General features: G+C 61.2%; 11 protein-coding genes. 6 read left to right on the forward strand and 5 right to left on the reverse strand.

Features of this window, described 5'->3' with window-relative positions:
• Window positions 1–131: 131 nt before the first annotated feature.
• Window positions 132–1,553 (reverse strand): mandelate racemase, encoded by a 1,422-nt coding sequence (locus DQ393_RS09705; RefSeq protein WP_112341540.1) that lies wholly within the window; start codon window positions 1,551–1,553, stop codon window positions 132–134.
• Window positions 1,554–2,013: 460 nt separating this feature from the next.
• Complete coding sequence (locus tag DQ393_RS09710) at window positions 2,014–2,709, reverse strand: TetR/AcrR family transcriptional regulator (RefSeq protein WP_112341541.1); 696 nt, start codon at window positions 2,707–2,709, stop codon at window positions 2,014–2,016.
• Between the two features lie 180 nt (window positions 2,710–2,889).
• Between DQ393_RS09710 and DQ393_RS09715 the strand changes: the two genes are divergently transcribed.
• From DQ393_RS09715 to DQ393_RS09740, 6 genes are all read left to right on the forward strand, one after another.
• Window positions 2,890–4,173 carry an ABC transporter substrate-binding protein gene (locus DQ393_RS09715; RefSeq protein WP_112341543.1) on the forward strand — a complete coding sequence of 428 codons (1,284 nt, stop codon included), beginning with the start codon at window positions 2,890–2,892 and terminating at the stop codon, window positions 4,171–4,173.
• A gap of 61 nt (window positions 4,174–4,234) precedes the next feature.
• Window positions 4,235–5,146, forward strand: a complete 912-nt coding sequence (locus DQ393_RS09720; RefSeq protein ID WP_245430302.1) for a carbohydrate ABC transporter permease — start codon at window positions 4,235–4,237, stop codon at window positions 5,144–5,146.
• Window positions 5,139–6,023, forward strand: a complete 885-nt coding sequence (locus DQ393_RS09725) for a carbohydrate ABC transporter permease (protein WP_112341546.1) — start codon at window positions 5,139–5,141, stop codon at window positions 6,021–6,023. Before DQ393_RS09720 ends, DQ393_RS09725 begins: the two co-directional genes overlap by 8 nt.
• A gap of 73 nt (window positions 6,024–6,096) precedes the next feature.
• A complete protein-coding gene (locus DQ393_RS09730) occupies window positions 6,097–7,122 on the forward strand; it encodes a Gfo/Idh/MocA family protein (RefSeq protein WP_112341548.1) in 1,026 nt (341 codons plus the stop codon).
• Between the two features lie 7 nt (window positions 7,123–7,129).
• Complete coding sequence (locus tag DQ393_RS09735; RefSeq protein WP_112341550.1) at window positions 7,130–8,200, forward strand: Gfo/Idh/MocA family protein; 1,071 nt, start codon at window positions 7,130–7,132, stop codon at window positions 8,198–8,200.
• A 44-nt stretch (window positions 8,201–8,244) separates the two neighbouring features.
• Entirely contained in the window at window positions 8,245–9,324 is a 1,080-nt protein-coding gene (locus tag DQ393_RS09740; RefSeq protein WP_112341731.1) for an ABC transporter ATP-binding protein, read from the forward strand.
• A gap of 64 nt (window positions 9,325–9,388) precedes the next feature.
• On the opposite strand, the gene DQ393_RS09745 is transcribed toward DQ393_RS09740, so the two are convergent.
• The 3 genes from DQ393_RS09745 to DQ393_RS09755 form a co-directional block, all read right to left on the reverse strand.
• The gene (locus DQ393_RS09745) at window positions 9,389–11,857 is read right to left on the reverse strand and encodes a glycoside hydrolase family 2 protein (RefSeq protein ID WP_112341551.1); all 2,469 of its coding nucleotides are present in this window, start codon (window positions 11,855–11,857) and stop codon (window positions 9,389–9,391) included.
• Between the two features lie 76 nt (window positions 11,858–11,933).
• The gene (locus tag DQ393_RS09750) at window positions 11,934–12,893 is read right to left on the reverse strand and encodes a DUF1839 family protein (protein WP_112341732.1); all 960 of its coding nucleotides are present in this window, start codon (window positions 12,891–12,893) and stop codon (window positions 11,934–11,936) included.
• 8 nt (window positions 12,894–12,901) lie between these two features.
• On the reverse strand, window positions 12,902–13,810 hold the full coding sequence (locus DQ393_RS09755; protein WP_112341552.1) for an amino acid--[acyl-carrier-protein] ligase: 909 nt from the start codon (window positions 13,808–13,810) through the stop codon (window positions 12,902–12,904).
• Window positions 13,811–13,813 lie beyond the last annotated feature (3 nt).

The raw sequence follows: 13,813 nt of genomic DNA on the forward strand, positions 1-13,813 counted from the left end.
CACCCAACCCGCGCCCTGAACTTGAATGTCTTACCCTAGCCCTCTCCCCGGTCGCGGGAAGTGGGCTAGGGTAAGGGGCCAGGCACGGGGGCAAGACGCCAACGCAGACCCTCATTACTTTGACTAACGTCCTATGCCGGCGACCTCTCCATCGCCGTCCAATCCGGCTCCACCGATGAACCAAGTCCGATAGCACCGATAACGGAGCTGATCGCGAGTTGCCCCGCCTCGATCCGCAGCCGCGTGCGGTCATTGCTGACGCGGTAGAGATCGGAATGCGCCTCGGCGAAAGCTGCCTGCTCCGCCTCGGGCGCACCTGCCATGCCGTCGACATAGTGATGACCGTTGCGTTCGATATGTGTCATGCCGATGAGGGAAGCGAGCGCCAGATCCTGCTGCACGGCAAGGCCGCCCTGCGTGGTCAGATCCTCGGCCGACATGAAATAGGGAATGCCGTCCTCAGCGCTCCATTTGGCGACACGCGCCCGGTTCAATAGCGAGCGATAGAAGCCCTTGCAGGATTTGGAGGATATGCCGGTATAGCCGAGTCGCCTCGCCGTGACGAACGCACCGATACCGGCATCGGATTCATCGATCTCCACCGGCCTGAAGGCGGCTAGCGCGTTGACCGGCTTCTCGAAGGCATGCGCGCGGGCGATCGGCTGCTCGACGAACAGGATCGAAGAGGCGAAACGCGCAAGCCTCGGCTCCTCCTTCACACGGGAAAGCAGATCGGCAACGGCTTCGGCGGAGGAAAATTGTTCGTTGCCATCGAGCGTCACCGAATAGTTCGGCACCTTGGCGTCGATGACGGCAGCGACGCGGCAAAGGCGGTCGATATCCGCATCGGGAACGCCCGACACCTTCACTTTGAAGAAGGTCAGCCCATAGGCGTCGATCGCCTCTTCGAAACTTTCCGGCAGGCCGTCGTTCAGCCGCTCGCTTGCCGGAATATCATCGGGCACGATGGCATCGACCAGGCCGACAGTATGGCGGGCGGCAAGGCTTACGGATGGCTGCAAAGTTGCAAGGAAACCTGAGAGATCGAAACCCGAGAGATCGTGCGCGGTGGAAGCATCGATGGCGGGACGGTTCGCCTTGATCGCTTGCGCGACGGTCAGCCCTTCCAGCCGGCAGAGTGCATCGAGAATAGCCCGGTTGGCTAGTGCCAGGCCGAAGGATGCGACAAGCCCGTTCAGCTTCTCGGCTGCCGCTTGCGCATGATGCGAGGCCTCGACGGCGGCATGCAGGCCAAAAGCCGTTCCCACACCCGCACCTCTCAGCGAATCGAGCGCCAGAGCCAGCGAACGCCGCAGCTGGTTTTCATTGTCGGCATTGGAAAGCTCGGGCGATTTGTCGAACCATTTCGGCACCATCAACTCGGCGGCCATCCCCTCGGCCGAGCGCCCTTGCGCATTCTCGATGCGTACGCGCAGAAAAATCTGCCGCGCCTCGCGCAAGGTTGCTGCACCGAAACGGAAGGGCAGCCGCAGCTTGACCGGACGCTCAAATGTCTCGGCCTCGACAAGCCTGATGGTCAATGGTTCGATCATGATGCTGGTCGGCTCCTGTGATTGTCAGGCAAGTCTATTCGTGTACGCATTGCGTTGCATTGCCCCTCACCCCAGTCCTCTCCCCGCCCCTTCGACAAGCTCAGGGCGGGGAGAGGGAATCTTCCAGCCGATATCCAGCTCGAAATAGGGATAGCTAGTCGGCTTGCTCTGTCGCCCCTCTCCCAGTTTCAGCGGGGAGAGGGCTGGGGTGCGGGGCTATTCAGTTCATTGCAGAAACAGTTGTACCGTCAGCCGGTCGCATCACCTTGTGGCAGGCGATGGATCATGTCGATACGACAGGCTTCATGATTATCCTCCATGCCTGGTTCCCTCCAGAACCAGGAAAAGCAAATGCTTGGTCACCCAAGCAATGTAACCATATAGTTACAAGATCGCGCGTTGCCGTCAACCTTGTCAATCGCCTTTTGAAAATTTCTCCAAACCATCACGGTAGGATCACCTACGCCCGGATTGAAGCGAGCGTGACGGCAACGATATGCTCACCCCAGTCATTCAGCGCATCCGGCGACGTTAGCTTCCGCGCGAAAATTGTCGACAGCGTATGGCGGTTCGACAGATAGAAAAAGCCGAGTGCCGCGATCGTGAGATAGACGGATATGGGATCGACCGCCGGCCGGAAAATACCAAGTACCTCCCCACGGCGCAGCACGTCCGCGAGTTCGTCGATCAGATGCGAATGCATGGCCGACACTTTGTCGGAGCGCTGCAGATAATGCGCATGATGTAGGTTCTCGGTGGCAAGCAGGCTCAGAAACTCAGGATGCGCGAGAAAATGCCGCCATGTGAACAAGGCGAGTTCGCGCATTCCCTCCTCCGGATGGCGACGGGCGAGATCGAGCTGCTTTTCTGCATTACGGATCGTCGCATAGCTCGCCTCCAGCACGGCGAGATAGAGCCCCTCCTTGTCGCCGAAATAATGATAGAGCATCCGCTTGTTGGTCTGCGCCCGTGCGGCGATCGCATCCATGCGAGCGCCGCCGAAACCATGGGCGGCAAATTCTTCCGTCGCCGCGTCCAGGATTGTGGCATGGGTGCGTTGCGGATTGCGTGAGACCTTCGTCGTTTGCGTCTTTACAGTCTTGCCGGCGTCGGCTTCTGCTTTATTTTCAGTCTGTTGCCGCGCCTTGGCCGCCATGGACGATCTCCTTCCCGATCGGGGCTGCAGCAATGGACGCCCACCGCCGCGCATAGGCCCGTTTTGATTGTGACGCGATTGGCGCTTGACAGCGGTCGCGTTTCTATCCAACTTGTAACCAAATAGTTATATCATGCAAAGCAGTTCGTAAATCATCGGTTCACTGGGGAGGAGACCAGGATGACGTTGACGATCGACCGCCGGCAGTTGCTAGCCGGCATGGCAGCCACGCTTGCCTTCAGCTGTATGGGACTTTCGAGCGCCAATGCGGCAACCGCGATGCGCCTTCTTTGGTGGGGGTCGAAGGAGCGCAGCGACCGGACATTTGCAGCCGTAAAGGCCTATCAGGCCAAGAATCCGGATATCACCATCGCCGGCGAATCCTTCGGCTGGGACAGCTATTGGACGCGCTTGGCCACCCAGACCGGCGGCGGCAATGCCCCCGACCTCATCCAGATGGATTACCGCTACATCTTCGAATATGCCCGTCGCGGCGCGTTGCTCGACATGACGCCTTATCTCGGCAAGAGCCTGGCAATCGAGGATTTCGGCACGGCCAACATCGATTCCGGCAAAGTCGACAACAAGATTTACGGTGTCAGCCTCGGCGTGAATTCCTCAATGGTCGTCGTCAATACTGCCGCCTGGAATGAAGCCGGCGTCGAGCCGCCGCATGACGGCATGACATGGGAGCAGCTCGGCGAGGCCTGTGCCAAGGTGACGGCTGCCAAGAAACGCCGTGGCTTCTATGGCACGGCAGATGCCGGCGGCAGCGAGCCGGCTTTGGAATGCTGGCTGCGCCAGCGCGGCAAGGCTCTCTATACGGCTGACGGCAAGCTGGCTTTCGAAGCCAGGGATGCCACCGAATGGTTCGACTTCTGGGGCCATATGCGAGAGATCGGCGCGTGCACGCCAGCCGACGTCCAGGCGCTGGACCAGCAGACCCTCGAAACCGACATGCTCGTGACCAAGAAGGCAGCGGTCAGCTACGCACATTCCAACCAGTTCGTCGCCATTCAAGGCCTTGTCAAGGAGAAGCTCGATATCGTCTCCTATCCGGCCAATGCCGACAGCAAGCCCGGCCAGTATCTGAAACCGTCGATGCTGATGTCGGTTTCGGCCACGTCCGCGAACAAGGATGCCGCCGTCGCCTTCGTCAACTACCTGGTCGAAGACCCGGAAGGCACCAAGGCGCTCGGAGTCGAGCGCGGCGTTCCGCCTTCGAAAAAAATCCGCGATCTCCTGACCCCGGGTCTGGATCCCGTCAGCAAACAGGTGGTCGACTATATCGGCCGGTTGACGCCGCGTGTCGGAGCGCTACCGCCGTCTCCACCGAACGGCGCCGGCGAGAACGCTTTCCTGCTGAAGAAGATCGCCGAGGAGGTGGCCTTCGGCAAAACCAGTGCACGGGACGCTGGCACGAAGTTCACCGAACAGGCAGCAGCAAACATTACGCGAGGCTGACACCGTGGGTACAAACAGCAAGAGCGTTGCCGGCGGCTTGGCCGTCGGCGCGCGCGCGCCGTTGCGCGTTGAAACTGCCTATAAAGCGCCGAGCGCATTCGCGCGCAACGCACCCGGCTATCTCTTCCTTCTGCCGTGGTTCATCGGCTTCTTCGGACTGACCCTCGGGCCGGCGATCGCCTCACTCTATCTCTCCTTCACCGATTACAATCTGCTGCAGGCGCCGAACCTCGTCGGTATGGAGAACTACGTGCGGATCGCGACGGCCGATGACAAATTCCTGTCGTCGATGAAGGTGACGCTGTTCTACGTCGTCTGTTCGGTGCCGCTGAAGCTCGCCTTCGCGCTGCTGGTGGCGCTGCTGCTCAACCGCGGTATCAAGGGCCTACCGGTTTACCGTGCCATCTTCTACCTGCCCTCGCTGCTCGGCTCCAGCGTCGCGATCGCGGTGCTGTGGCGGCAGATCTTCGATGCCGACGGCATCGTCAATACCCTCCTCTGGTACGCCTTCGGCATCAACGGGCCGAGCTGGATCTCCAATCCGGACTATTCGCTCTACACACTCATCATCCTGGCCATCTGGCAGTTCGGTTCGCCAATGATCATCTTCCTCGCCGGCCTGCGCCAGATCCCGACCGATCTCTACGAGGCCGCCAGCCTCGACGGAGCTTCCAAGGCGCGAATCTTCTTCAAGATCACCCTGCCGCTTCTGACGCCGGTCATTTTCTTCAATGCCGTGGTCCAGACGATCGACGCCTTCAAGGCCTTTACGCCGGCCTATGTGATTTCATCCGGCACCGGCGGCCCGATCGATTCGACGCTGTTCTACACGCTCTATCTCTACCAGGAAGCCTTCGGCTATTTCCGCATGGGTTATGCCTCGGCGCTGGCCTGGATCCTGGTGATCATCATCGCGATCTTCACCGCCTTTTCCTTCCTCTCCGCTCGTTATTGGGTCTACTACGATGACTGACGCGAAGCTCACTCATTTTGCCGACGACATGAAGCCGCCGCGCGAGCGCCCGTGGTTCCTCTCCGTCCTCATCCACGTCGCTCTCGTCGCCGCGTCGATCGTGATGCTCTATCCGCTGCTGTGGATGCTCTCGGGCTCGATCAAGGACCAGAACGAGATCTTCGGCACGGCATCGCTGATCCCTTCGCAATTCGATTTCAGCGCCTATGCCCGCGGCTGGTTCGGCGGACAGGTCACCTTCGGCAAGTTCGTCTGGAATTCAGCCGTCATCGCCGTGCTTTCGGTCATCGGCAACGTCATCTCTTGCTCGCTGGCGGCTTACGCCTTCGCCCGACTAAATTTCTGGGGCAAGAATTTCTGGTTCGCCCTGATGCTGGGCACGCTGATGCTGCCCTATCACGTGACGCTGATCCCGCAATATATCCTCTTCCTGAAGCTCGGCTGGGTGAAGACCATGCTGCCGCTCGTCGTGCCGAAATTCCTCGCGGTCGATGCCTTCTTTATCTTCCTGATGGTGCAGTTCTTCCGCGGCATTCCCCGTGAACTGGACGAGGCCGCCATGATGGATGGCTGCAGCCCATGGCGCATCTACTGGCGCATCATGCTGCCTCTGTCGCTTCCCGTTCTGGCGACGGCCGCCATCTTCTCCTTCATTTGGACCTGGGACGATTTCTTTGGACCGCTGATCTACCTCTCGGACATCAACACCTACACGGTACAGCTCGGCCTGCGCTCCTTCGTGGACTCCACGGGAAGTTCCGATTGGAGCAGCCTGTTTGCCATGTCGAGCCTGTCGCTGATCCCGGTCTTCCTGATCTTCCTCTTCTTCCAGAGGCTGCTGATCGACGGCATCGCGACCGCCGGCCTCAAACGCTGATTACGAACCTCGCAGCCCCGAATACCCAAGATTTGGGGCTGCGAACCAACAAACCGACGAAAGGAAATGTCGCATGAGCGCGCTGCGCTTCGCCGCCATCGGCCTCAATCACGATCACATCTACGGCCAGGTCAACGTCATGCTGCGGGCCGGCGCCGAACTCATCGCCTTCCATGCGGTGGAGGACGATCTCGCCACCACCTTCGCCGAACGCTTCCCGCAGGCGAAACGCGTTGCCGATAAAAGGGAAATCCTCGAGGATAGCTCCATCGCGCTGATCGTCAGCGCCGCGATTTCCAGCGAGCGCGCCGACCTTGCTATCGAGGCCATGCGCCACGGCAAGGACGTGATGCTCGACAAGCCAGGCATGGTGACGCTGGATCAGCTCGCTGAAGTGCGAAAAGTGCAAGCCGAGACCAAACGCATCGTCTCCATCCTCTATTCCGAGCATTTCGAGACGGCGTCGACGGTCAAGGCCGGTGAATTGGTGAAGGCTGGCGCCATCGGCAAGGTCATCCACACGACCGGCCTCGGTCCGCACCGTCTGCGCAAACCGACCCGGCCCGACTGGTTCTTCGACCGCAAGCGCTATGGCGGCATCATCGCCGACATCGCCTCGCATCAGTGCGAGCAGTTCCTGTTCTTTGCAGACTCCCTTGAAGCCGAGGTGCTGTCGGCAACGGTGTCCAACCGCGCCAATCCGGAAACGCCGGGCCTGCAGGACTATGGCGATTTTCATGTAAGGACGCCCGACGTCACGGGCTATGTCCGCGTCGACTGGTTCACGCCGGACGGGCTTTCCACCTGGGGCGACGGCCGCCTCTTCATCGTTGGCACCGAAGGCACGATCGAGCTGCGCAAATATATCGATGTCGCCGGCCGGCCCGGCACCGACCATCTCTTCCTCACCGACCGCAAGGGCATGCAGCATATCGACTGCAGCGGTGTGGAACTGCCCTATGGCCGCCAGCTTGTTGACGACGTCAGAGATCGCACCGAAACCGCGATGGGCCAGGAACATTGCTTCAAAGCCATGGAGCTGGCGCTGAAGGCGCAGGCGCTTGCCGAGGCAACATCGCTCAACAGCATTCAAAGGTAATTGCGTCATGTCCGACATCAAGAAAGTCGCGATCATCGGCCTTGGCATCGGCCGCTCTCATATCGTCGAAGGCTATCTGCCGCATCCGGATCGCTTCGAAGTCGCCGTCCTTTGCGATCTCAACGAGGAACGCCTGAACGCCGTCGGCGACGAGTTCGGCATCGGCAGACGCCTCAAGGATTTCTCCGAAGTCCTCAACATGCCCGATATCGACATCATCGACATCTGCACGCCGCCCGGCTCGCACTTCCAACTGATCATGCAGGCGCTTGCCGCCGGCAAACACGTGGTCTGCGAAAAGCCGCTCGTGGGATCGCTCGCCGATGTCGATGCGGTCATCGAGGCCGAAAAGACCGCCAAGGGCCGGCTGATGCCGATCTTCCAATATCGCTATGGCGACGGCATCCAGAAAGCCAAGCGTATCATCGCTTCAGGCATTGCCGGCAAACCCTATGTCGCAACGTCGGAGACGCATTGGGTACGCGGCGCCGACTATTATGCGGTCCCCTGGCGCGGCAAGTGGGACACCGAACTCGGCGGCGTGCTGATGACGCACTCTATCCATCTGCACGACATGCTGACCTATCTGATGGGGCCGATCGCGGGCCTCTTCGGCCGTGTTGCCACCCGCGTCAACGATATCGAGGTGGAAGATTGCGCCAGCGCCAGCCTGCTGATGGAAAACGGCGCGCTCGCCACCATCAGCGCGACGCTCGGCTCGCAGGAGCAGATCAGCCGCCTGCGCCTCGCCTTCGAAAACGTCCTGATCGAGAGCAACCACGAGCCCTACAGCCCCGGCCAGGACCCCTGGAAGATCATCCCCGCCAATGAGGAGATCGGCGCGAAGATCGATGCGCTGCTCACCGATTGGTCGCCGATCCCCAACCGTTTCAACACGCAGATGAGGCTGTTCCACGACGCGCTGGTGTCGGGCGGACCGCTGCCGGTGACCACAGTCGATGCCCGCCAGGCGCTGGAGTTGGTCACCGCATTCTATGAATCGTCGGAAACCCGCACTGAAGTCCGCTTCCCCGTCGGGCCGGAAGCCAAGAAATACAAGAGCTGGAGGCCGTCATGAACGTTGCTCCGCGAGCCATCAGGACCAACAAGGAGGAAGCGCCCATGGCGACAAGCGTATCGCTGCAGAAGGTTATCAAGCGCTATGGCGAGCTCCAGGTGGTTCACGGGATTGACCTCGAAATCGAGCCGGGGGAATTCACCGTCTTCGTCGGTCCCTCCGGCTGCGGCAAGTCCACGCTCCTGCGCATGATCGCTGGCCTCGAGCCGATTTCCGGCGGCGGGCTTTATCTTGACGGCAGCCGCATGAACGATGTCCCCGCCTCCAAACGCGGCATCGCCATGGTCTTCCAGTCCTATGCGCTCTACCCCCATATGACCGTCTACAAAAACCTTGCCTTCGGCCTGGAAACGGCCGGCATGAAGAAGCAGGACATTCATCCGCGCGTCGAAAAGGCGGCCGAGATCCTGCAGATCAAGCAGCTGCTGCAGCGCAAGCCAAAGCAGCTCTCCGGCGGTCAGCGCCAGCGCGTCGCCATCGGCCGCGCCATCGTGCGCGAACCGAACATCTTCCTCTTCGACGAGCCGCTCTCGAACCTCGATGCCGAACTGCGCGTGCAGATGCGCGTCGAGATCGCCCGCCTGCACCAGCGGCTCGGCAATACCATGATCTACGTCACCCACGACCAGACCGAGGCCATGACCATGGCCGACAAGATTGTGGTGCTGAACGGCGGCAAGATCGAGCAGGTCGGCGCGCCGCTCGATCTTTACAACAAGCCGAAGAACAAGTTCGTCGCCGGCTTCATCGGCTCGCCGAAGATGAACTTCCTCGACGCGAAGATCGTCGTCTCCGACGACGGCTCCGCCGTCATCGATCTTGCCGGCCAGACGGTGCGCCTGCCGCGACGGCTTGGCAGCCTGCAGCCAGGGCAACCTGTCACCCTCGGGGCCCGCCCGGAGCATCTGAACATCGGCGATCGCGGCCTGGCGCTCGGCAATGCCCGCGTCGACCTCGTCGAGCACCTCGGCGGCCAGACGATCCTCTACGTCACGCTACATGGCGGCCAGGCGCTAACGGTCGCGCTGGAAGATCAGCAGGCCATCCGCGCCGGCGAGAGGGTTAGCATTCACATCGATCCCGAGCGCTGCCATCTGTTCGGGCCGGATGGGGTGACGCTGTAGGAGAGCTGGCGCAGGACCGATCTCGCCCCTGGCGGGCGAGATAACTCCTCGTGCCCACCATCACCTACACCTCGACGATCCGCCGGCTGCCGACGGAGCGGATTTGCCCGGATGGAATGACATCGGCCGGAACGCCTTCCCGCCGGTACAGCAGAAGCCGCCGGCTGCCTGGCGCAAGATGGAACCAGTCATCCTCGGCCCGATAGGTTTCCAGATCGATCTGCACCGATTGCGCCAGCTGATTGGTGCTGAGGTCGAGGAACCAGTCGTCGCCCTCCTGCATTGCCGATGCGGTGATCTCGGCATCGTGGAATGCCTTGGTGCGGCCAAGTGGGAAGTAAAAGGCCTCGGCAATCACCGCGCCGGTTACCGAGTTCGTCAGCCGCGCCACCGTGACATCATGCGATGGCGGCCCGAAGCGGAAGGCATACGTCGTGTCGAAGAAGGCGCCGAAAAGTTCAGTGCATGCTATCTTTTGCTTGCCGCGCGCTTCAAGTGTCAAATCGCGGCCGCCACCGACGACGACCTGACGGCCATCGCGCAGGCAGGAGACTTCGACGGTCAGATCGAGCGTCGCATCGCTTTCGTTGATGACATGTACGTCGAGACCGTTCGTGCCCTCGTCCATCAATAATACCTGCACCGGCCGGAAAGCGCGGCGCAGCCCATACCAGACCGGCTTCGGCTCCCCGGTCGAATCGATCACACCCCAGCCGGCGCCGGGAAGCAGATCCTGCAGCGTCCAGACGAGTGCGCCGTTGCAGCCGGAGCCGTGACGGCGCCACTCGGCATAGGTCTCCTCAGCCACCTCGCCCGTCACCGCACGGGAGAGGTTGAGATAGAGATCCGGGTCTTCCCGCCGCAGTTTGTTCGGCTCGAAACCGTAAAGCTCCTGAAGATAATGATCGCGCACATCCTCGAAATCCCAGGATGCGCCGCGATCCCGCGGCACGCGCTCCTTCCATAGTGGGCTATGGACTGCCGGAACCGGCAGATGCTGGCCCAACGTACGGGCTTGCGGCACATGCGCGAAAGCCAGGCTCTCGGCGGCAAAACGAACATCGGCGCGGCGCGCATCGGCAACCGGCCGCATATAGGCGCCGACGCCGTAATAATGCGTGACCCCGGCATTCGGGGAAAACGGCATCGGCCCGCCCGTTGGCGAGTTGACCACATAGGGCGCATCCGGCCGCAGCGATTGCACCAGCGGCGGGATGATTTCTTCGACGATGGGGCTTTTCCAGAACTGTTCCGGCAGACCCATCATGGCCGCCTGCTGGTGGATCTCGCTGCCGCCGCAAAGGATAGCCAGCGAGGGCGAGAGGCGTGTGCGGCTCAGAAACTGTGAAACCTCCGCCTCGACATGGACGTTGAACATCTTGTCGGTCTTCGGATAATCGAAATTGGCGAACATGAAATCCTGCCAGACCAGCAGGCCGAGTTCGTCACAGAGACGAAAGAATTCCGACGTCTCGTAAGCCATGGTGCCGCCGATGCGGATCATGTTCATCCCGGCCTCAGCCGCCACGCGCAGCCAGGGTTCATAATCGTCGCGGCCGCCAGGCAGGCGTACGATATCGGCCGTGGTCCAGACCGCGCCACGGCAGAAGATCCGCTCGCCATTCACGACAAGAGCGAAATCCTGGCCATCGGCACCACGATCGATCGACAGCCGGCGAAACCCGGTCTGCCCAAGTGCGTGCTCGACTCCATCGACGACGAGGGCGACATCATGGAGTTGCGGCACGCCATGCGTATGCGGCCACCAGGGCGCCACATCGGGAATTTTCAGAATTGCGGTATAGCGGCCGGCGCTATCCTTTTCGAACGCCTGTTCCGTCTCTCCGCAGCGCAAAAGCAGCTCTTCAACATCGCTCTCGATCGAGAGCGAAGCGTAGAGCCTGCCCTCGCCATTCTCGAGCAGGTCCGGCCGCAAGGAGAGATCGCGAATAACGGGAGCGCCCGGCCGCAGCAGCGTAATCGGCCGCCATGGACCAACGGCCTGAACCTCCGGGCACCAGCCGGGCATATGGCCAAGCAACGTCGTGCGCACCATCCGCAGACCCTGCGGCGTGATCATCTGCGGCCGCCAGCGGGCGCGCGGACCCGGTTCGGAAAGCTTCGGCTCCAGCGCACGGAAGCAGAGCGCCAGCTCGTCACCGCCAAGCAGGATGACGTCGATGTCATGTGCCTCGAACATGCTTTCGGAAACAAGGATTTGCTGGCCGTTGAGGAAGACTTCGCAAAGCGTCGCCAGCCCCTCCAGCCGCAGCACCGCCTCGCCGGCCTCTGCATCCACCAGACGGCAGATGTACCAGGCATCGCGATCATGAAGAGGCTGTGACTTTGTCCTATCGAAACGCCCCGCTTTTTCCAGTGCTTGCGCTGTCGTGCCCGGCACGGGCGCGGGGATGAAGCCAGACGTCAGCGGCACATCGGAGGGCGAGAGGCATGTGCCCGCCTCCGTCAGTACCAGATTCCAACCCTCGCTCAGCCTCATTCCGCCGCCGAGATCCGCCAAGCGCCCGCCCATGACATCTTCCGGGGGATTACCCCGCCCCAATATGTTCAGAAATGACCCAGCCGTATCGCGGTCAAACGGAAGCTTGTCAAAGCTTCCGTTCGAGCTCGCTCATCATGGAATCCCACGCATCGGCGGCCGGATCAAGCGCCGTGCGCAATGGCTCGAATTTCTTGCGCGTAATCGCGCGGGCAAGCTGGAACTGCACCGATTTTGCCGTCTCGGAAATTTTCCGCGCTTCGCCGGCCGCATTGCCCAGATCGGCCGCAAGCCAATCGAAATGGCTGCCGGCGAGCTCGAAATTGGCACCGAGCTGACGCAGCGTGTTGAAGGCATATTTATGAAAGAAGCCGAAAGGCCGTTCGGCGACCGCCTCCACCTGCGTCGGGAAGACCTCCGCGAAGGCGCGGATCGGATTGGCCTTGGGACGACGGCGGAAATGGAAAGACAGAAGCTGCCGCGCCGTCTGACGGATCGCGGCGTCGCTCGGTGCCTTCTCCGGAAATTTCGCAAATTCCGTATAGGGCAGGAATGGCAGATCTTCATCCGTCAGATGCAGCTGGAAGAGCCCGTCGAAATCTTCGCCCGACAATTGGAAGAACCCGCCATTGTGGAAATAGTCGACCGTGCGGCCTTCCATGTCGAGCCGGTTGATCGCCACCGTCGTCTTGCCGTGTTCGCGGCGATAGCCGACGCCCTGCGTATCCGGCATGAAGAAGGAATCCATCTCCACCAGGCAAAGCCGGCCACGGCCGATCTGCTCGGCGACATGGTTCTGCACCTTGTCGTAGATCGCAAGCTCGGTGCAGCGCACGCCATAGAGCGCTTCCAGATCCTCGAGCGGCACCTTGAAGAAGGTGAACTGGTCGCCCTCGAAATCCTGTGTCAGCGTGAAGCCGAGCATGGCTTCCGGCGGCAGCTCCAGGCGCGAAAGCACTTCGATCCAGAGATCGATATAGCAGTTGGTCTCGGGCCACATGCGCTCGCTGTCGTGCAGCGCATGTGGCTTGTAGGCGGCGGGATCCAGTCCCTGAAACACGGCTGCCATGGAAGCGATCAGCCCCACAGCGCCTTACGCACGCTCTCGGGCCATTCCTTGACGTCGAGACCGTGGGTGTGGAACAGCGCCAGCGCGATGCGCTCCAGGCCGAAACCGACGCAGGCCGTATGCACGACGCTGCCATCGGCGAAGTTCAAGCCCCACTTCGTGCCGAAGGCATCCTGGTGGTAGTTGAAGCTCATGCAGGCGGTCGGCTTGGCGGTCGAGGTGATCGGGATCAGCAGCTCGAACTTCAGGTTCTGGTCGCGCTGGTTGTTGGCGAGCATCTTGCCGGCCCGGCCGAAGAACGGATCGTTGGCGACATCTATGGTCACGTCGAGGCCGACGGCCTTCATCATCTCGACACCACGATCCATCCAGCTCTGGCGGAAATCCGTCACATGCTTTTCGCTGCCCATGCAGACATATTCGCGCATGCGGAAGAGCTGCTGGCGGGCCGGGTCCTTGGAGGGCTCGTGGCGGAAGCAATAGGACTGCAGGTCATAGAGCGCGCCGTCTTCCGGAATGGCGCCGCGCTTGGCAACGGTCGGATAGAGCGGATAGCAGGCGGCCGGCGTCAGCACGATATCGGTCGCCTGCTGGTCTTTCGTCCAGTCGTCGCCGACTTCCATGCACTTCAGCAGGCTCATGTGATCGAGTTCGTTGCCGCAGAAGCTGTGCACCGTGCCGGCGAGCTGCGGGAAGCTCTTCATGTAGCCGCTCTTTTCGAAGAAGGCGCGGTTCATGCCGGGCGGAAAACGGATGGCCTCGGCGCCATCGGCGCCGCCGAATTTGTCGATCAGCCGCTCAAAGGCGGAAATGACATCTTCGAACTGGCCGCTGCGGCCGTAGAGTCCATCAACGCCGGTGTCGATCAGGAGACCGGAATCGAAAAGGCGATCGAGAAACGATGTTTGCATATCCATGAC

It is taken from the genome of Martinezella tropici (assembly GCF_003287875.1).
Lineage (GTDB): Bacteria > Pseudomonadota > Alphaproteobacteria > Rhizobiales > Rhizobiaceae > Rhizobium > Rhizobium tropici_C.